Raw genomic sequence first — 19,146 nt, forward strand, 5'->3', positions numbered from 1 at the left:
CAAACCGGCATAGCGCAAAGCGTCACCCTGTCTTTGCCGCGGCGTGGAAACCGACAACCATCGCCATGAAGAAGACATTGAACATGAAGAAGGCGAGGGTCAGGAGCGGCGTCGCGATCGCCACGCGCGGCCACGACACCCGATAGGCGGTCCTGAGCGCGATCGCGAGATAGGCGATGAACGCGCCGAGGAAGGGCCACGCCACGACAGTCGTGTTCTGCAGCGCGGGGACGACGAACCCGACGCTGTAGGCGGCAATCGACATGATGTTGACCGCTGCGAGGAAGTAGAGCGTGAAGGTCAGGTGTTCGAGGAAGAGCCTTTGCCTGCCGATCATCGATAGCGCGATAAGGCCAGCCAGGGGCAGCAAGGTGAAGAGCTGCACAATCGTCAGGGCCGTCGGGAAATCCCTCGCACCAATGGAAAGGTCAGCGACCATGCCCGTGGAATCGGCGATCGACCCGAACCCCTGTGCAAAGAACGCAGCGACGATGAGGAGAAGCACGCTGGACGTCACAGCGGTCTTCACGGGGGAGGCGAAGGGTGCCCGCTGTCCTTCAATATAACGGCGTGCGGTGAGTCCCGGTCGCCAGAGCGAGACCATGGTCCTGAGCGTCTTGAACTCGAGATCGAAAAGGGCTGCGGAAGCCTTCTGCACCGCCGATGCGAGCGGCACGAGGGGCGAATGGCTGTCCTGGCCGCAGTGGTGGCAGTAGCGATCGTTGAGTTGGGTTCCGCAATTTCTGCAGGCCTCGGTCATCCGCTCTCCGTGGCAGTCCCGCCCCGGCGCAGCAACTCCTTGTAAGGCTTAATGGAGGCTTAACTGTGGAGCGGCTTTGTTCGCCGGGACTTCAAACCACGCTGGAGATCCGTCCCGTGCCTCGCCGCAAGAGTGCCCAGAAGCCTGACCCGAAAGAGCAACTGCGCGTTGCCGTGCGGCGGCTCGTGGCGCGCTCGGGCGGAGCGGCGCTGATCTTCGCAGCGATCTTCAGCGTCCTTTCGATCGCAAGCTTCGATATTTCGGACCCCAGTTGGTCGACAGCGACAGGTCGCGAGGGGGTGGAGAATGTCGGCGGTCCGCTGGGCGCAATCCTTTCCGACTTTCTTCTGCAGGCCATGGGCGGTGCGGCGATCCCGGCACTCTTGGTGCTGATGCTCTGGGGGCTTGATGCCGTCCTTTACGGCACGCCGGAAAAAACCCCCGTCACGGGCTGGCTGAAGGCTCTGGCGCTGCCGCTCGGCACCGTCGCCGCCGCAGGGGCCATGGCCGCTTGGCCGCGTCCCGCCGACTGGCCGTTCATCGTCGGGGTCGGTGGCCTGTTCGGTGACGGAGCACTGGGCCTCCTGCAGGCCGGGCTGTCGGCAATTTTCGTCCCCTTTCCGCGCATGGTCGCTGCGACGCTGCTTTCCGTGAGCGCTGTCGTCGCCCTTGCCTTCGCCGGGGGGACGCGCTGGGCCCATGTGATCGCGGCAAGTGACGCGGTGGTCTACAGCTACCAGACGGTGGCCGAATGGATCGGCAATCTCGTCAGCAGGCTTCGTGACCGGGGGCCCGCGGAAGAGGAAGACGAGCACGAGCCTCTGAAGGAACCGGGCCCGCTTGTCCGTCTCGTGGATGAGGAGCCGCTTCCCGCCGAAGGCGCAGTCGAGCCGGATGACGCCGCGGCCGGGACTGCCCCCGCACCGGTCAGGAAGCCCGCCGCGCCGAAGGAGCCGCGCATCAAGCGCGAGGTCCGCAAGGTGCCGCCGAAGAAGCGTCCCCAGGTCAGAAAGCCCGGCGATGCTTACGAGTTTCCCGGCGTCCATCTCCTCAAGGCGCCCAGCGCCAAGGACCGCAAGGTGCTCGCCGATTCAGACCTCGAAGAGCGCGCCCGGATGCTCGAACGCGTGCTGGCAGACTTCAAGATCGGCGGCGAGATCATCGGTGTGCGCCCCGGTCCCGTTGTCACGCTCTACGAGCTTGAGCCCGCCGCGGGCGTGAAGTCCTCACGCGTCATCGGCCTCGCCGACGACATTGCGCGGTCAATGTCCGCCGTCGCCTGCCGTGTCGCTGTCGTTCCGGGGCGCAATGCCATCGGCATCGAGCTGCCGAATGACGACCGGGAGATGGTCTATTTCCGCGAAATGCTGTCAACGGACGAATTTGTCGACGGCAAGAACCTGACCCTCGCGCTCGGCAAGGACATTGGCGGCCAACCGCAATATGCCGACCTTTCGAAGATGCCGCACCTCCTGATCGCCGGCACCACCGGCTCGGGCAAATCGGTGGGTATCAACACGATGATCCTGTCGCTGCTTTATCGTCTGCCTCCTGAGGAGTGCAAGATGATCATGGTCGACCCCAAGATGCTCGAGCTCTCGGTCTATGAGGGTATCCCGCACCTGCTCGCGCCGGTCGTCACCGACCCTCGCAAGGCTGTCGTCGCGCTCAAATGGACCGTGCGCGAGATGGAAGAGCGCTACAAGCGCATGTCTAAAGTGGGTGTGCGGAACATTCATGGATTCAACGAGCGCGTGACCGAGGCAAAGATCTCCGGCGAGCCGCTCGTGCGCAAGATCCACTCGGGCTACGATCCCGAGACCGGCGAGCCGACCTATGAGGAGGAAATCCTCGACGAGGACAAGATGCCCTTCATCGTCGTGGTGATCGACGAGGTCGCGGACCTGATGATGGTCGCGGGCAAGGACATCGAGGCGATGGTCCAGCGCTTGGCGCAGATGGCGCGGGCGGCAGGCATCCACCTCATCATGGCGACCCAGCGACCGTCCGTAGACGTCATTACAGGAACGATCAAGGCCAACTTCCCCACGCGGATATCCTTCCAGGTTACCTCGAAGATCGACTCGCGCACCATCCTCGGTGAGCAGGGGGCCGAGCAGCTCCTCGGGCAGGGCGACATGCTCTACATGGCTGGCGGGGGCAGGATCACCCGTGTTCACGGCGCTTTCGTGGCGGATGGCGAGGTCGAGAAGATTGTCGATCACCTCAAGTCCCAGGGCAAGCCAGACTATATCCAGGAAGTCACCGAGGGCGACGAGGAGGACGGCGAAATCGCTGCCCAGCTCGGCCTTGATATCGGTGGCAACACAGGATCGGGCGATGCCCTCTTCGACCAGGCCGTGGCAATTGTTGTCCGTGACCGGAAGGCCTCTACCAGCTATCTCCAGCGCCGCCTGCAGATCGGATACAACCGCGCCGCAACGCTGATCGAGAAGCTCGAGGACGAAGGCATCATCAGCCAGGCCAACCACGCAGGCAAGCGCGAGATACTGATCGGCGAGGACGCGGCCTAACCAGCCGTGTGCGTCCTTTCGTGCTCGAGAAGCCAGCGTTTGCGCCAGACGCCGCCTGCATAGCCTGAGATCTTGCCGTCGGCAGCGATGACCCTGTGGCAGGGCACGATGATCGCCAGCCGGTTCGAGGCGTTGGCGCGGGCGACAGCCCGCATGGCGGTCGGACGGTCCAGCTTCCTGGCGAGGTCCTTGTAGCTGAGGGTCTGGCCCGGCGGGATGGCTTGGAGGCCCTTGTGCACATCCTTCATCCAGGGCGTGCCATAGGTGGTGACGGGCACGGAGAAAGCGAGTGAGGTTCCGGCGAAATAGGCTTCCAGTTCATTCCTCAGTCTGCCGAGGTGCGCGCTCTCTCCAAACCCGATTTCCGATCCCGCCTGCGCCTCTACGGCCTGCAACTCGCTGGGGAGCTCTTTGCGGTCTGCGAATTCGAGCAGCCAGAGACCGCGCCCATCGGCGACAGCGATCATGGCGCCGAGGGGCGTGTCGATGAAGTCCGCGACCAGCTCCGCATCCTGACGGATCGTTCCTGGCGTCCGGCCGAGGAGTCTTGCGAACGCGGCACGGAAGCCGCTTGCGCTCTCGAAGCCGGCATCGAGCTGCGCGTCGATCACGGCGGCGCCCTCCTTTCTCGTGGTGGCCCCCTCCTTCACCCGCCGCAGCCGGGCCATCTCGAGGAAGGTCGTTCCCAGATTGCGCCGGAAGAGGCGGCGTACAGTCGAAGGGTCATGTCCTAGCGCTGCGATATCACGCTCGCACCAGCGGCGCGTCGGCTCCGCCTCCAGCGCATGGAGCAGCGCGGCAATCAACGGCTCCCGCTCGCCGGCAGCGGCCATCGGCTTGCAGCGCTTGCACGGCCGGTAGCCTGCTTCCAGGCATTCCGCCGGGGACTGATAGAATGTGACATTTTCCCGCTTCGGCGTGCGTGCGCGACAGGCAAAGCGGCAGAAGATGCCGGTCGTCGTCACCGCCACATAGGCGTGGCCGTCATAGGCCTCGTCGCGGGCGGCGAGCGCATCATAGAGCCGGTCCTTGTCGAGGGGCGTCGTCAGCATGGAGGAAGCCTAGCACGGTGCTGAGTCCTGCGCGGACGCGGATCGGGCAGGACAGTAAGTGTTGCGTCTTTGCCAGACTACGGCAGATTTCCAGTTCGACACTTCCGATTCGTCCGACGGGAACTGTAAGGGCACGGGGGTAAGCGTATTCTCCGGGGCTGAAATGGCGTTGATGTCACTACCCATGGTTCTGTTCGTGGCCGCGATGAACACCGCGACCGCGCCCGCTGCCAATCCTCAGGACATGCTCGATCCCAAGGTCGACATGGAGCGCCGCCAGAGCCTGCTCGAGGCGGCGCGCTCGGGCCTGGAGTCGATCCGCGCCCTTCAGGCGAAATTCACGCAGGTCGCGCCATCGGGCACGATCTCGACCGGCACGCTCTATCTCCAGCGACCGGGTCGGCTGCGCTTCGAATATGACGAGCCGAGCCCGATGCTGATCGTCGCCACCGGGGGCCTCGTCTATGTGCAGGACAAGGAGCTCCAGACCACCGACAGCTATCCGGTCGGCCAGACGCCCCTGCGGTTCCTCCTGTCCAAGGAGCTCGACCTCGAGGCGGCGCAGGTGATGAGCGTCGAGGAGAGCCGCCACGGGCTCAAGATCGTGCTGGCGGCGAAGGACAAGGACCTGCGTGGTCATCTCGCGCTCCTGTTCGAGCCGGAGAACCTCAATCTCGCGGGCTGGTCCTTCGTGGACGCCAACGGCCAGGTGACCCTCGTGAACCTTGAGGATGTCGAGCAGAAGAAGCGGTTGCCCGGCAGCCTGTTCCGCGTGCCGCAATCGGAAGGCCTGTTCCTGAGCGACAATTAGCGGCCTCTGGCTGTTGTTACGGCGCAACAGTCAAATTTTACCGCGGTGTAATTGGCGGAAAAAGAGTTCCAGCGTTACCATAAAACCACGGTTGGAGTGAACTCTGCCCCCCCGAACTCCAACCGCTGGGCCGCGCTGGCCCGGAAGACGCCCTAGACCGCGCCCGCTTCCAGCCCCATGGAAGCGGGCGCTTTTTTCGTTTGGCGGAGGCCATCCTTGCAAGACCACTACGACGTCGGCGACGAGATACCGGAGATCGACCCTGAAATTTTCGGTGAGCTGGAGCGGGAGATACCCCTCCTGTTCGGCGTGCGGAAACTGGCTGAAGGCTTCGACCAGATTTCGTGGTTCGCCCATCTCGGCGAGCCGCCGACCGAAGACGTGCGCCGGACCGCGGCGCAGTATCTCGACGCCCTGGGTTTTCCCGACGCAGACCTTGCCATCCTTCCCACCCCTGATGACGCAGCGGCGGCGGCCGAGACGCTCGACTGGGCAAGTCCTGCCTGGGAAGCGGAGGAGCTGGCCCGTGCCGACCTCAACTTCCGCGCGGCAGAGGTGCTGTCCGAGGACGCGCTGGAAATCGCCATCCGGCTCGTGACCGCCAAGGCTGGCGAGGCTGCCAAGCAGGCAATGGCCGAAGAGGGTGCGGTCTGGGACATCGAGAGCGAGGCTGTGAAGAACATCGCTGTCGGCGCCGCGGTCCAGACCGCGACCAATGCCGCGCTGGTGCTGCTGGCAGGCGCAGCCGACCCCGAGGTCGACGTCGCGAACCACGTCTTCACCAAGAAGCTCAAGCTTTTCGAGCTGGGCCGCTGGCCGGTTTCGGTCCTCGGCCAGAGCTTTTCGCTATTCTGAGAAGGCGAGCCAGACGAGCCATGCCGCGAGGGCTGTAAGGACCGCCTTCAGGGCCTTTCGGAAAAAGGCCTCGTCGATGCGCTTCAGGATGCGGGTGCCCAGGAAGGTGCCCGCGAATCCTGCTGCCAGCGCCGTGGCCATGAGGGGCAGCCAGTCAGAGTAGGGGAACCCCGCAAGGCCGAAGATCATGACCTTGCCGCCATGCTGGAGGGTCATGCAGGCCCCGGCCGTCGCGATCAGCGCTTGTCGCGAAAACTCCGGGATCCGTGACAGGATCGCCGTGATGAAAGGCCCTGAGGCGCCGACGAACAGCGTCAGGAACATCGACAGGGAGCCTGCGAGCGCGAAAAACGGCGCTCCGGTCGGCAAAGCGAATTTCGGGCCCCATTGGGTGAACAGGATAAACCCCGCGATCGACAGCCTGAGAATGCTGGGATCGAGGGAAAGAACCACCTGGGCGCCGACGATCCCGCCGACCAGTGCGCCCGCGGCGAACCAGCCGATGATGCGCCAGTCGACATGGGACAGGAGAAGGCCGGAACGCCCGGCATTGCTGCCTGTCATGACAACGGCATGGACTGGGATGACTGCTGCGGGAGGCAGCAGGGCACTCATCGTTCCGATCAGGAGGAGCCCGCCACCGATCGAAAAGGCTGCCGTGATCGCCGAGCCGAGAAAGCTGACCACGCACACGATGACGAAGGCGAGGGTACCAAGCTCCGGGGCTGCGACATCGACCATGTCCCGGAGCTAGCGGGGACCGTGCGGCAAAGCCACAGGCCGTCAGGGAAATCCAGATTTGCGGGGCGCGCGCGGCCAGCCTGAAGAACGAACTGCGTCAAGCTAGGCACCCGGGGCTCCCCATGCTAAGAGTTCGTTAAGGTTGTGGAAGTGGGGCCTGGGAATGTTCGATCTCTTTGGGCGGATCGTGGCGGTGTTTGACACGCCTGCCGGGATGGCAATCCTCGGGCTTGCTGTTCTTGCCTTCGCTGGCCTCTTCATTGCCGTTTTTTGGGATACGATCCGGATTCCCCGCCGCGACGATGTTGATGGCGGCAGCGCCGAAATCGCGCCGCCACCACTGATGGCGCCGGAACTTGTCCACCGCGAGGCCGATGAGGGCTGGATCTACGACCGACCGCATCTCGTTCGAAACGGGGTTCTACTCGGCCTCGGGATCCTCTGCGTCGTGGTTGGCGCCATGTTCGTCCAGAGCCTCGGTGACAGCCCGACCCGGATTGCCGATGATCGCGCCGTCGCGCCGGGGGTCGATACGCGCGATGCAGCTGCTGCTCCTGACCGCCAGCTCCCGCCAAACCCGCCGCTCAGGACCGTCGGGAACAGCACGGTCAGCGGCCTGCTCGGATCATCGAAGGGGCACATCAATCTCTGCCGCGAAGAAGGCTCGCTCGCCGAACTCTATGTCGAGACCTGCGCAGGCGACGCCGCCGTCCGTTTCGATCTCCTCCGCTTCACCGTCGGCGATCAGTTCGTCCTCCGGCCGACCTGGCGCGAAGCAGCGCCGACCTTCGTGGGATCGAACAGCCATGCAGCCCCCTTCACCTTCAGCGAAGCCGTCGACTTCGCGACGCCGGAGACGATGACGCCGCAATCCTATGACGGGTTCCTCGTCATCGGTGTCGGAGAGCCCGGCGATGCCCAGGCGCGGGAGGAGGCCCTGCGTGACTTCGCGATCGCCAAGCTATCGGGCGGCGACCGGAGCGAGTGCGAGACATCGCAACGGGTCTACTCGATGAGCGCGGGCTTCAACGAGAAACCCATCGAGGCGCTCAAACAACAACGCGCGATGGTCGCTGACCTCCGCAAGCGGGCCCGCCGCGATGCCAAGGCGCGCGCGGAGCTTCCGGATGCTGAGGAAAGGCTCGCAGCGATGGAGCTGATGATCGTCGAGAAACCAGCCCCGATCGTCGTGGGCATCAGCACTGATCCGCTGTCCTCCGACCCCGACCAGGACATGATGCGCGCGGCGCGCGAATTCGTCCGGAGGTATGCGGACGAGCTTCAGATCGATGTCAGTTCCGTCGCCTTGCGGTCGATGCCTGTCTGCGCGCGAGGCGAGGCATCGCTTTGACCTCAGGCACGCTCTTCGGGTCGACAACTTCTCCCTATGTCCGCATGACCCGGCTGGTCCGCAGCCGGTCCGGGGCTGAAAGCTTTGTTGCGTTCGAAGTGGCCGACGCTTGGAAGGAGAGCTACCGGGCGGTCAACCCGCTCGGCAAGGTGCCTGCCCTGGTCCTCGACAATGGCGTGGCCTGTCTCGAGACGACGCTGATCTGCCGTACCCTGATGGGGATAGGGGGAACGGACCTCCTGCCCGCAGCGCAGATGGAGAGGGTGCAGGAAGAGGCTGACGTCGCCCTGATGATCGGGCTGCTCGATCTCGGCGTCGCCTTTCTTCTCGAAGACCGGCGGGATCCGGCCGAGCAATCGAAGACATGGCAGGCCCGGCGCTTGCGTGGGATCGAAGCGGCCCTGCCCATGGTGGAGAGCGCCGCCCGGCGCGCCGCCCGGCGGCCACGGGGATACGGCGCGATCGCCCTCGTCTCCGCCCTCGACTGGTTCTCCTTCAGGCATGAAGGTCGCGTCCACTGGCGTGAGGCATGCCCTGTGGCGACCGAGGTGGTTGACGGGTTGCTGCGCGAAGAGGATGTGGCGAAAACAGATCCCCGCAACGCCTGAGCACCCCTTCCATGCGTCTCGTCACTTGGAACATCAATTCCGTTCGCTTGCGCATCGCTTCGGTGCAGCGGTTCCTCGAAGAAGAGCAGCCGGACGTTCTCTGCCTTCAGGAAACCAAGTGCCACGACGACCAGTTTCCGCGGAAGGCATTCGAGAAGGTCGGCTATCCACATCTCGCGATCAGTGGGCAGAAGGGTTATCACGGCGTTGCCATTGCGAGCCGTGTCCCGTTCGAGGACCCCGATCCCATGGGTTTTTGCAAGAACGGAGACGCGAGGCACATCGCCGTGACCCTTCCGGGGGGAGTGCGGCTTCACAATTTCTACGTTCCCGCAGGCGGCGACATCCCCGACCCGCAAGCGAACGACAAGTTCGCCCACAAGCTCCATTTCGTGGAGCAGATGACCAAGACCTTCGCAAAGAACAAGGACCAGCCACGGATCGTTGTCGGGGACCTCAACATCGCACCGGAAGAGAACGACGTCTGGTCGCACAAGCAGCTCCTGAAGGTCGTCTCCCACACCCCGGTCGAAACCGAAGCGATGAAACAGCTCATCAGGCGCGGCGGCTTCATCGACGTGGCGCGCGAGCTGATCCCAGGCGACGAGAAAGTCTATTCGTGGTGGTCCTACCGGGCGAAGGACTGGGCTGCTTCTGACCGGGGCCGCCGGCTCGACCACATCTGGGTGACGGAGCCGCTGCGCATGGCAGCGCTCGCGAAGGGGCGGGAAGCCTTCCGCGTGCATCGAGACGTGCGCGGATGGGAGCGCCCCTCAGACCATGCGCCAGTCAGGCTCGATCTTGACTTCAGCGCATAGAAAAACCCCCGCGCGGGGCGCGGGGGTTCGCTGAAGATCAGCCGCTTGCGCGGAGATTACTTCTTCTTCGCGGCCTTCCGGCGCGTGGTCTTCTTGGCGGCTTTCTTGGCCGGAGCTTTCTTGGCTGCGGTCTTCTTGGCCGGAGCTTTCTTCTTGGCAGCCTTCTTGGCCGGGGCCTTCTTCTTGGCCGGAGCCTTCTTCTTGGCAGCGGCTTTCTTCTTGGCCGGGCGCTTCGGCGCCATTTGTTCCGCTTCGATCTTGTCGAGAGCTTCGGCGTAGGACTTGAGCGCCTTCATGAAGCCCGACTGCTGGGTCTTCGGCAGCAGGTTGAGCGCTTCTTGCTCGGCCTTCGTGACCTTGGGTTCGTGGCTGGCAAGGATTTTCTTGCCGGCCGCGGTCAGCTTGACCGAGTTGGCGCGGGCGTCGTCCTTGGTGCGGGAGCGGGCGACGTAACCTTTCGAGGTCAGGCGCGCGATCATGTCAGCAAGGGTCGAACGGTCGATTCCGGTGCGGCGGACGAGGTCCGTCTGCGATAGGCCTTCTTTCTCGCTGATCGCGTGAAGGACTGTAAACTGACGGGCGGTCAGGCCCTTGGAGCCGACTGCTTTCTTGTACAGGTCGTCTGCATATTGTTGCGCCCGGCGAAGGAGATGTCCCGGGCTTTCTTCCAGCGCGTATTTCGCCATGATGTCACTCGCTTTTTGACGTCTTTGGCGCGGAAAGCCGCGCCGGGTTCAAGTTATTGAGGCGGCAACCTCACACTGTTCGAAAAGAACACCGGACGCTGATCGCCTTGACATCGGCGTTTGACACGTTGTCCTTAACGAACGCTTGCCAATTTGAGTGCTTCGCACACGGATGCAAGACTTTTTGGCTCCGAAACGATACGGTCGCGGAGAATCTTGCAGTAGATCGACTGGATTTGATGATGAGCACCGATAATCTGGACCCCGAATTTGATACAAAAATCCCTGATGGCGATGATCGGGAGCGGAACGTCTGCACCCGGTGTGGCTTTATTGCCTACGAGAACCCGAAAGTCGTCACGGGCAGCGTCGCAACGTCGCCAGACGGACGAATCCTCCTCTGCAAGCGAGCAATTGAGCCGCGCAAAGGCTTCTGGACGTTGCCCGCAGGCTATATGGAACTTGGGGAAACGGTCGAACAGTCAGCACGCCGAGAAGCATGGGAAGAGGCGCGTGCGGAGCTCGAACTGGACCAGGTGCTGGCCCTCTACTCCGTGCCCCGCATCTCGCAGGTACAAGTTATGTTCCGCGCGCGGCTCATGAACCCGGACACAATTGCCGCGGGCCCCGAGAGCGAAGATGTCAGTCTTGTGACGTGGGAGGACATTCCCTGGACGGAGCTGGCCTTCCCGACGGTCTACTGGGCCCTCAATCATTTCAAGGAGATCGAGGGTGAGACGAGCTTCGTGCCCTTCTCCAACCCACAGGACGGGGTTTGAGCCTCAGTCCTTCTTTTCGTCTAGATTGGCGTGCTTCATCAGGAAGGGCGCGTTGGCCGCGATGAAGGCGAAATAGGCGATGGTGAAGCCGATGCCCTTGATGGTGAGCCACCAGCCTTCCTGCCCTATCGGAACGAGCGTTCGCCACAGAGCTTCGTTGGCGAGAGCCATGGCTGCGTTGAAGGCGATGAACCGCCAGGTGAAGGTGCGCCACGCCTCCCCGGACATCTCGATTGCGCCGTCGAACAGGATGCGCAGGAAATTCCGCCCCGTCAGGAGTCCCGCAGCGAGGGCTCCGCTGGTCAGGCCATAGACGATCGTCGGCTTCACATAGAAGAAACGCTTGTCCTGGAAGACGAAGGTCATGATCCCAAGGCCGATCACCAACACGCCCGTGACGGCGAGAAGCGGCACGATCCGCTCGGTCCGGTAGACCGAATATCCGAAGGCGGCGATGAACGCCGGCATGAAAAGGGCGAGGCCGGTATAAAGACGCCCCTCATCGCCTGCGAACAACTCCGTCCCAAAGGCGCTATCGAGCATCGGTCCGAGAGTGCCGTTGAGGACATAGCCAAGGAGCAGCACCGCGATCGGGCCGAACTCCACCGCCAGCTTTTCATTGCCTTCAAGCTTGATTGGTCCGGTACCGGGCGCCTGTTCCATGCATTGTCCTTTGTGCTGATCGTCAGACTTCGGCAGTGAGGGCCTTGGCGAAGTCCCTGGCATCGAAGGGGCGGAGGTCGTCAATGCCTTCGCCGATGCCGATATAGTGGATGGGCAGGGCGAACTGGTCGCCCAAGGCTACCAGAATGCCGCCCCGTGCCGTGCCGTCAAGTTTCGTCATGACAAGGCCGGTGACGCCGGCAATGTCCGTGAACGTCTTCGCCTGACTGATGGCATTCTGCCCCACCGTTGCGTCGAGCACCAACAGTGTGTCGTGCGGCGCGTCGGGAGCGAGTTTCTTGATGACGCGGACGATCTTGGCGAGCTCATCCATCAGCTCGCTGCGGTTCTGCAGGCGGCCAGCCGTGTCGATCAGGACAACGTCGTGGCCGTTCTTCTTCGCTTCCTCGATCGCATCGAAGGCGAGGCCCGCGGCATCGGCACCATGGGGGCGCGTGACCACCGGAGCGCCGGTCCGCTCGCCCCAAACCTTGAGCTGCTCGATAGCCGCGGCGCGGAAGGTATCGCCCGCGGCCAGGAGCACTGAATGGCCCTCGGCCGTGAACTTCGCGGCCAGCTTACCGATCGTCGTCGTCTTGCCCGCACCATTCACGCCGACCACGAGGATGACATGAGGTTGGTTGGCCTTGTCGATCACCAGCGGTTTTTCAAGGGGTGCCAGGGTTTCCGAGATGACGTCCGCGAGGATTGCCTTGACCTCCTCGTCGGTGACGTCCTGTCCGACGCGTTCCTTCCGCAAACGGCTGATGACGCGTTCGGTCGGCGCGAGGCCGAGGTCGGCCGAGATCAGCAGGTCCTCGAGCTCTTCGAGGGTCTCCTCGTCGAGCTTCTTCTTCGTGAAGATGTCGGAGACGCCGCCAGCAAGCCTCGAGGAGGTGCGCGCGAGGCCTTCGGTCAGCCTGCTGAAGAAGCCCTTCTTCTTCTTTGGCTCGTCCGCTGCGCGCTCAGGATCGGGCTCTCTGGGAGAGGACTCCCGATCCGCTGCATCCTCCAGCGCCATGGACTGGGATTCTTCCGTGTCTTCCGCGGCAATGCCGCCTTCCTCCGCAGGCGTCTCGTGCAGGAAGGTCGCTTCGCCGGCCTCGGTGTCTTCCTCGACCGTGGCGGCATGGACTTCGCGCTCGGCGCTTCGGCCCAGGTCGGGGGCCAGGTCTTCGGCGACCTGCGGCGACGTCTCATCGGGCCGCGAGGTTTCCTCGACGTCTGGTGCTTGCGGCTCGTGCTCCTTCCTCCGTCCGAAGAGGCGCGCCATGAAGCCTTTCTTCTCTTCTGCCATCGGGCTGCTCCTTCTTTGTTGCGCGCCTGGTTGATATGGGCCCGGTCCGTCGGGGCGGGAACCCGTGCCGGGACCTTTCCCGCGAAGCCGCCTCTCTATCGGCCTCGAAGGCCAAGATAAACAGGGGCGCCGTTGGATCCCGAACGTCCATCTTCAGCCGCTTGGCCACCGATGTTTCCGGCTGGCTTGCCCGGGATTGCCAACGACAGGAACGGCCATGCCGGGTTCCTCGATTGATGGATACGAACGGAGAAGCGCCGAGCGTGGTTCCCGAACCGGGCTAACCTGCCGAGGCGACGAGATGCCGCCCGTCCTGTTTCCCGAGGCGTGCCACCACGCGGTCACCGGGAGAAAGCGGGGTGCCGGTAGCGAAGTGGACATCCGTAAAATCGGCAAGCCTGCCGCGCGGCGCACCGTGCTTGATTTCTTCGATCAGGACTTCGGCCGTCCGCCCGGTGCGGGCATCAAGATGCCGGGCAAGGGCCTCGCCAGCGGCTGCCCGAAGGCGCGCCGCCCGGTCCTTCACGACATCGCGCGGTAGCTGGGGCATCCGCGCTGCGGGCGTTCCTGCGCGCGGGCTGAAGGGGAAGACGTGGACATAGGCAAGGTCGCATTCGGCCACGAGGTCGAGCGAGGCCTTGAACATCTCCTCCGTCTCCGTTGGGAAGCCAGCGATCAGATCCGCGCCGAAGGCGATACCGGGCCGGGCATCGCGGAGCCGATGGCAGAGGTCGATCGCATCCTGACGGCTATGGCGCCGCTTCATCCGCTTCAGGATCATGTCGTGGCCGGCCTGAAGCGAAAGGTGCGCGTAAGGAGCGATCCGCTCGACACCGGTCATCAGGCGGAAGAGCCGGTCGTCGATCTCGGCCCCGTCGATCGAGGACAGCCTGATCCAGATATCGTCAGGAAGCCGATCATTGAGCGCTTCGACAAGATGTCCGAGAGACAGCCCTTCACCGAGGTCAGGTCCCCACGAGGTGAGGTCGACGCCGGTGAGGACGATCTCCTTGGCGCCGCGCTCGACAAGCTCCATGGCGCGGTCGCAGGCCTCCGCTACCGGGAGCGAACGGGCGTCGCCTCGTCCGTAGGGGATGATGCAGAAGGTGCACCGGTGATCGCAGCCATTCTGCACGGCCAAGGGCGCACGGACGTCGATCGAGCGCGGGCGGACGGGCGCCGTTTCCGGCAGCTTCCATGCTGCGGGGTCGAGCTTGCGCCCGTTAGGAATGCGCCGGGCCACTTCCGGCATGGCTTCGAAGGCTTCAGGCTCGAGTTCGGCTGCGCAGCCCGTCACCACGACGGGGCGGCCGGGGTTCTGTTTCGCGGCGCGGCGAATGGCCTGGCGGCTCTGGCGCACCGCTTCTCTTGTCACCGCGCAGGTGTTGACGATCACTGGCGCCGTCCCACCCTCTTCCGCAAGATTCGCCATCGCCTCGGTTTCCGAGGCGTTGAGGCGGCAGCCGAGATTGACAGTGATGGCGCGGTTCTCGCTCATGGCGCCCATCTGCGGCCCAAAGGCGCCGTGGACAAGTCCCGTGGCTAGAAGACGCCCTTGCGCCGGAGCTGCACCGGGCCGGCCATCAGGACATGTCCGGTCTTCTCGTCCCATGTGATGTGCAGGGTCCCTCCATCGGCACGGATCGCAGAGCTTCGCCCTGTCAGGCCGCGACGTGCTGCGGAGACCAGAGTGGCGCAGGCGGCCGTGCCGCAGGCCCGGGTGATCCCGACGCCACGCTCCCACGTCCTGAGTCGCAGGCCGCCGTCCTCCCGGCTGACGACGGAGACGTTGCATCTCTCAGGGAAAAGCGCGTGGTTCTCGATGGTGGGTCCGAACGCTGCAAGATCGGTGGCCTCAGCATCCGTCACGAAGAACACCGCGTGGGGATTGCCCATCGAGACGCCGGCGGGCGGCTCCAGCCCGTGCCGCTGGAGGAGGCCGGGAGGCAAGGGAAGGGCGATGGTATCGTCGACCGCTTCGCTCAGCGGGATGTCCCTCCAGCCGAGCCGGGGAGCCCCCATATCGACCTCGATCTGGCCGCTGGCGCGGGAGGCATGAAGCTCACCCGAAGGGCTGCCGAAACGAAGGATTTCGCCGCCCTCTTCGTCGAAGAGGAGGCTGGCGATGCACCGGGCGGCATTGCCGCAGGCACCGGCTTCACTGCCATCGGCGTTCCAGATACGCATCGCAGGGCCTTCGATGAGGCCGATGACCTGGTCGCAGCCATATGGCCCCGAACGGTCACCTAGCGCGCGGGCAGCATCAGTGGTCATCGTCCCTCCGTCGCGGAGATCAACGATCACGAAGTCATTGCCTGCCCCGTCCATGATCCAGAAGGGGCGGCCTTCGAGGGGCTCGAGCGGATCAGTCATCACCCGACCATCTGGCTTGTGAGCGCTGCACTCGCAACCATCAGGGATCCCGCGAGCGCAAGCTCCACGACAAGGGACACACGTCGGTGGAGGACGAACGCCGCGGCCAGTCCGACAATCATCAGCGGCCAGAGCGGCGTTGTCGTTGGTGCGAGGATGACGCCCAGTGACGCGACGAGGAGCGCGGCCGCGAGCCGGAACGACTTCGCGAGGGCAAGGAGAAACGCTGCCGCTGGCCCGGCCAGCGCCGTGGGTACTCCGGCGGTGACGAGCGTCGCCCCGCCATTCCCGGCATCGGGCGGCGCCCCTTGGAGGAGATGGAGGAAGCCGAGCGAGACGAGCGCCGGGAAGAGGACGACCACATAGAAGGACGTCATGTGCCGGTCGATCATTGCCTTTGGCGCTATGAGAAAAAGCGGGGATGCGAAAGCGAGAAGCAGAAGCTCGAATCTTGGTATAAAGAGGGTCGCTGCGAGGAAAGCGGCGCCGATGAGGGCGACATGCTGCGCGCTCCCGCTCCGCTGGACCTTCTCGATACTGATGAAGATTGAAAGGAGTGCCGTGGCGGCGAGGCCGAGCCCCCCGGCGGTCATGGTCAGGGTGGCGGGATGGAGCGCCATGGGCAGGTATTCCCTGCCGGTCTTCGTCAAACGCAGCATCAGGACCCCGGCACCCCAACCGAGCCAGCTATTGGCAAGGATGACTCCGGGCGACCTGCTCCCGCCGAAAGAGAGCCGGGGTTCGCCGCTCAGCCAATCGAGCAAGAGCTGCGGCGCTTCCGAGAATGCAAGACCGGCAAGGGACAGGATGGCAAAGAAGGTGAGAGATTCCGCTTCACGCATGGCGGGTAGCCTTCAGCACGTCCTCGCCTTCGCTATGGTCTGTCTTGTCCCAATAGTGGGGTGCAAAGACGAACTCCAGCAGCGCCTTGTAGCCTGCGGCGGATTGCAGGAACCAGTAATAGGGTATGCCGATCATCGCCTCGGTCAACTCGTACCATCCGCGCCGGAGGGGTGCGACGAGCAGGCACCAGATATGGGCTGCATTGCCTGCAACGAAAAGAAAAAGACAAAGAGTGCCGAGCGCGCCCTCGAACAAGGGCGAGAATATCTCTAGACGGAGCACTATCCACGCCAGGAACAGGCACCACATCAGCGGGTTGACTACAGCGTTCATGAAAACCGCGCCGAGAGCGAAATGAAGAACGATGGCTTCCCGCCATCCGATTATGCTCCGCATATGGACGATCCAGGTCTGCAGATAGCCCTTGAGCCACCGCGACCGCTGCTTCACCCACCGCCTGGCCGTGTCTGTCGCTTCCTCATAGGTGGTGCTGTCGACGGTTCCGATGCGGTAGCCGCACCGCGACAGCCTGATGCCGAGATCCGCATCCTCGGTGACATTGTAGGGATCCCAGCCGCCCGCGTCCTCAAGCGCCGACCGCAGCACGAAATTGCTGGTGCCGCCGAGAGGCAGGGGGAGTCCCAGTCGCGCAAGGCCGCTCAGGAACCAGTCGAAGTGAAGGCTGTATTCGAGCGCGAACAGCCGCGTGATGAAGCTGTCATCCCGGTTGTAGTAGTTGAGCCGCGCCTGAACGCAGCCGAGATCGGCGGGTCCCTCACGGAAAGCTTGCGCGACCTTGAGGAGCTGGTCCTTTTCCGGACGGTCTTCCGCGTCGTAGATTCCGACAATTTCAGCGCGCGTTTCGGAAAGGCCGATACTGAGTGCGTTGGGTTTCGTCCTCGGGCCACCAGAGGGTATTCTCACGATACGGACGAAAGAAGGGAGGGTGCCAGCCCCCTTTTCGGTCAGGTGGTCGTCCACTTCGAGAAGAAGAAGAACGTCGAGCTTTTCCCGAGGGTAGTCGAGCTGGCCGATCGCCGTGATGAGGTTCTTCACGCTTTGCGGCTCGTTGTAGAGGGGACAGAGAAGGGCGATAGTCGGCGCGCCCGTGCCCTCCACCTCTAGGGGCGGGCAGTGGATATCGTCTGTATACGATGCCGCCATGGCCGCGAGTCGCAGGATGAGGAATCCTCCCGCAAGGGCTGCATTCAAGCCGAACAGGAGCTTCGCCGTCATGATGGGGTTCACAGCCAGGAGGATCGCCAGTCCCGCGCCAAGGCCCCCGAGAATACGCCACTGGAAGGGGGAGAAGCGCCGTGCCGCTTCGGTCGATGCTGCCCCCATCTGCATCACCTAGCTCGACTGGTTGTTCCAGAAACGCCGTATGGTGATCCCTATGACCGGCAGCGTGAGATAGAACACAGGCATCCATGGGAAGGATGCCCACTGGGCTCTCGAAAGGTCTGCAGCCCAGGCGATGGCGACGAGGCTGACGACAGAGATCAGCCCTGCAATGGTATAGGTTGCCTTCATGATCCCCACCAGATTGAGAAGAACGCCGTGCTCCCCGGGTCGATACCGCGGGTATAGAGATCGGTGCGCGCGCCAATCTCGAGTTTCATGCGTTTGCGGATTGGCAGCACGGCTGAAATGCCGAGCTGGCCGAGGTCATAGTCGATCCCTTCCGGGTCCTTCGGGAACAGTCCCTTGGTGTGAAAGGTCCGTGCCAAGAGCATCCCGCCCCGGTGCTTGAGGCCGATCGTGGTGTGGAGGCGCAGCTGGTCGGCATCGTCGCCGAGGCTCCTGCGGTAGCCGAACTCCGCCTCTGCAAAAGCCCGATCGTTGCCGACACCTTCGAGCCAAGACAGCCCGATCGCGGCATCCTGGCCCATGGCGCGCTGGCCGCGCACAAAGGTCGACGTCCTGAAAACACCCGTCAGCCTGATCGAAGAGGCCCGCGTGTGATCCGCAGGCAGAGCGAACTGCGCGAAGATCTCTGCTTGCGCGATCCCGTCGAGGTAAATTGCGTAGTCATCGCCAACGACCTGCTGCTGGGCGTGGGCAACCGAGCTGCCGACGGAAAAACCCTCGGTGAGACCGTATTCGTGGTAGGTCCTGGCTGTCAGCTGCGAGAAGTCGTAGTCTTGCCCCTTGGCCGCGAACATCTCGACGCTGTCGATGTTCAGCCATTCTCCTGCGGGGCGCGTCCAGGCGCCTGCCCGTGCATCGGGCGGGAGAAGAACGCAGGCAGCCCCTCCGATACAGGCAGCGACACAACGAGATAACACAACGACACCTGAACGCTTTGGCGATTGGAATTAAGGTGTCGTCTTAAGTTAAGGCACAGGAAATCGTCACCAACCTATGCTAGAATGGCAGCGTTGATGTGTTCCTGTGGTGGAAATTCTAGCTACACGCCTGCTCAACCCGTTCCAAAGCCTTGGAAATTCCGAGCAAAGAAAATGTGTAGTTGGTCGCGGTGGCTCGGGCCGACGTGGCGGAGACCCGCATTTCCCGTCCGCGGCGCATGGCGTCGACCAGGCGTTGCTCCTGGCGCGGGCTTTCGATGAAGCCCTCGCGGTCGGCCGAGAACATCTCCCAGCGGTCGGACCCGATCCGGACCAGCGGCTCGGAGCCGTTCTGGAGCTGGTAGCCGGCCATGAAGCTCGGCTGGAAGGTGGCGGCGCCGGACTGCCAGCTTGCCACCGAGAAGAAGACGTCACCGTGGTTCGCCGAAGTGGGCGAGACGTCCTGCGGCTCGGTCACGGCATAACAGATCTTGTCCCCGGTATCGGTGGAGTAGGTGAAGACCATCCAGTCCTGATAGGTGGCGACCTGCTCGGGGTCCGCGGCATTGGCGATACCCGTAGCGGCGAGGGCGGCGATGGAGACGGCGAGAAGGCGCATGCGGATCCTCGTAGGTTGGTCGGAAGCCCTTATGCCCAAGAACATGCCGCGGTGGAAGCGGATGTTCC

20 protein-coding genes are annotated in these 19,146 nt (G+C 63.7%); 7 read left to right on the top strand and 13 right to left on the bottom strand.

Annotation, left to right across the window (positions count from 1 at the left end; all coding sequences use genetic code 11):
* Positions 1–22: 22 nt before the first annotated feature.
* Positions 23–760 carry a DUF3667 domain-containing protein gene (locus IE053_RS07995; RefSeq protein WP_189574402.1) on the bottom strand — a complete coding sequence of 246 codons (738 nt, stop codon included), beginning with the start codon at positions 758–760 and terminating at the stop codon, positions 23–25.
* A gap of 116 nt (positions 761–876) precedes the next feature.
* Here IE053_RS07995 and IE053_RS08000 point away from each other — a divergent pair, with 116 nt between their 5' ends.
* Entirely contained in the window at positions 877–3,294 is a 2,418-nt protein-coding gene (locus tag IE053_RS08000) for a DNA translocase FtsK (RefSeq protein ID WP_189574417.1), read from the top strand.
* Here the strand turns inward: IE053_RS08000 and IE053_RS08005 are convergent.
* Positions 3,291–4,346, bottom strand: coding sequence for a bifunctional transcriptional activator/DNA repair enzyme AdaA (locus tag IE053_RS08005; RefSeq protein WP_189574420.1), 1,056 nt, complete (start codon positions 4,344–4,346; stop codon positions 3,291–3,293). The two genes, IE053_RS08000 and IE053_RS08005, sit on opposite strands and share 4 nt — an antisense overlap.
* 172 nt (positions 4,347–4,518) lie before the next feature.
* Here IE053_RS08005 and IE053_RS08010 point away from each other — a divergent pair, with 172 nt between their 5' ends.
* Positions 4,519–5,157, top strand: a complete 639-nt coding sequence (locus tag IE053_RS08010) for a LolA family protein (protein ID WP_189574423.1) — start codon at positions 4,519–4,521, stop codon at positions 5,155–5,157.
* A 216-nt stretch (positions 5,158–5,373) separates the two neighbouring features.
* A complete protein-coding gene (locus tag IE053_RS08015) occupies positions 5,374–6,012 on the top strand; it encodes a hypothetical protein (protein ID WP_189574427.1) in 639 nt (212 codons plus the stop codon).
* On the opposite strand, the gene IE053_RS08020 is transcribed toward IE053_RS08015, so the two are convergent.
* Complete coding sequence (locus IE053_RS08020) at positions 6,004–6,753, bottom strand: sulfite exporter TauE/SafE family protein (RefSeq protein ID WP_189574431.1); 750 nt, start codon at positions 6,751–6,753, stop codon at positions 6,004–6,006. The two genes, IE053_RS08015 and IE053_RS08020, sit on opposite strands and share 9 nt — an antisense overlap.
* A gap of 163 nt (positions 6,754–6,916) precedes the next feature.
* Between IE053_RS08020 and IE053_RS08025 the strand changes: the two genes are divergently transcribed.
* The 3 genes from IE053_RS08025 to xth are packed head-to-tail and all read left to right on the top strand — an operon-like array spanning position 6,917 to position 9,530.
* Complete coding sequence (locus IE053_RS08025) at positions 6,917–8,104, top strand: hypothetical protein (protein WP_189574434.1); 1,188 nt, start codon at positions 6,917–6,919, stop codon at positions 8,102–8,104.
* Complete coding sequence (locus IE053_RS08030; protein WP_268249047.1) at positions 8,101–8,712, top strand: glutathione S-transferase N-terminal domain-containing protein; 612 nt, start codon at positions 8,101–8,103, stop codon at positions 8,710–8,712. Before IE053_RS08025 ends, IE053_RS08030 begins: the two co-directional genes overlap by 4 nt.
* 11 nt (positions 8,713–8,723) lie before the next feature.
* Positions 8,724–9,530 carry an exodeoxyribonuclease III gene (gene xth / locus IE053_RS08035; RefSeq protein ID WP_189574439.1) on the top strand — a complete coding sequence of 269 codons (807 nt, stop codon included), beginning with the start codon at positions 8,724–8,726 and terminating at the stop codon, positions 9,528–9,530.
* 56 nt (positions 9,531–9,586) lie between these two features.
* Here the strand turns inward: xth and IE053_RS08040 are convergent, their stop codons facing one another.
* Positions 9,587–10,216: a MarR family winged helix-turn-helix transcriptional regulator gene (locus tag IE053_RS08040; protein ID WP_189574442.1), complete on the bottom strand. Its 630-nt coding sequence runs from the start codon at positions 10,214–10,216 to the stop codon at positions 9,587–9,589.
* Positions 10,217–10,455: 239 nt separating this feature from the next.
* On the opposite strand from IE053_RS08040, the gene IE053_RS08045 reads away from it, so the two are divergent.
* Positions 10,456–10,995, top strand: a complete 540-nt coding sequence (locus IE053_RS08045; protein ID WP_189574850.1) for an NUDIX hydrolase — start codon at positions 10,456–10,458, stop codon at positions 10,993–10,995.
* A gap of 3 nt (positions 10,996–10,998) precedes the next feature.
* Here IE053_RS08045 and IE053_RS08050 read toward each other — a convergent pair whose 3' ends face one another.
* From IE053_RS08050 to IE053_RS08090, 9 genes are all read right to left on the bottom strand, one after another.
* A complete protein-coding gene (locus tag IE053_RS08050) occupies positions 10,999–11,658 on the bottom strand; it encodes an inner membrane-spanning protein YciB (RefSeq protein WP_189574445.1) in 660 nt (219 codons plus the stop codon).
* Positions 11,659–11,680: 22 nt separating this feature from the next.
* Complete coding sequence (ftsY, locus tag IE053_RS08055; protein WP_189574449.1) at positions 11,681–12,955, bottom strand: signal recognition particle-docking protein FtsY; 1,275 nt, start codon at positions 12,953–12,955, stop codon at positions 11,681–11,683.
* Between the two features lie 280 nt (positions 12,956–13,235).
* Positions 13,236–14,453 carry a tRNA (N(6)-L-threonylcarbamoyladenosine(37)-C(2))-methylthiotransferase MtaB gene (gene mtaB / locus IE053_RS08060; protein WP_189574452.1) on the bottom strand — a complete coding sequence of 406 codons (1,218 nt, stop codon included), beginning with the start codon at positions 14,451–14,453 and terminating at the stop codon, positions 13,236–13,238.
* A 44-nt stretch (positions 14,454–14,497) separates the two neighbouring features.
* Positions 14,498–15,328, bottom strand: coding sequence for a diaminopimelate epimerase (gene dapF / locus IE053_RS08065; protein ID WP_189574455.1), 831 nt, complete (start codon positions 15,326–15,328; stop codon positions 14,498–14,500).
* A complete protein-coding gene (locus IE053_RS08070; protein ID WP_189574458.1) occupies positions 15,328–16,170 on the bottom strand; it encodes a hypothetical protein in 843 nt (280 codons plus the stop codon). Before IE053_RS08070 ends, dapF begins: the two co-directional genes overlap by 1 nt.
* Positions 16,163–17,515, bottom strand: a complete 1,353-nt coding sequence (locus tag IE053_RS08075; protein ID WP_189574461.1) for a glycosyltransferase family 2 protein — start codon at positions 17,513–17,515, stop codon at positions 16,163–16,165. The genes IE053_RS08070 and IE053_RS08075 overlap by 8 nt, the downstream gene beginning before the upstream one ends.
* A gap of 9 nt (positions 17,516–17,524) precedes the next feature.
* Positions 17,525–17,704 carry a hypothetical protein gene (locus IE053_RS08080; RefSeq protein ID WP_189574464.1) on the bottom strand — a complete coding sequence of 60 codons (180 nt, stop codon included), beginning with the start codon at positions 17,702–17,704 and terminating at the stop codon, positions 17,525–17,527.
* Positions 17,701–18,459: a hypothetical protein gene (locus IE053_RS08085; protein ID WP_189574467.1), complete on the bottom strand. Its 759-nt coding sequence runs from the start codon at positions 18,457–18,459 to the stop codon at positions 17,701–17,703. The genes IE053_RS08080 and IE053_RS08085 overlap by 4 nt, the downstream gene beginning before the upstream one ends.
* Before the next feature lie 118 nt (positions 18,460–18,577).
* Positions 18,578–19,078: an invasion associated locus B family protein gene (locus tag IE053_RS08090; RefSeq protein ID WP_189574469.1), complete on the bottom strand. Its 501-nt coding sequence runs from the start codon at positions 19,076–19,078 to the stop codon at positions 18,578–18,580.
* Between the last annotated feature and the right edge of the window lie 68 nt (positions 19,079–19,146).

It is taken from the genome of Parvularcula lutaonensis (genome assembly GCF_014651915.1).
Lineage (GTDB): Bacteria > Pseudomonadota > Alphaproteobacteria > Caulobacterales > Parvularculaceae > Parvularcula > Parvularcula lutaonensis.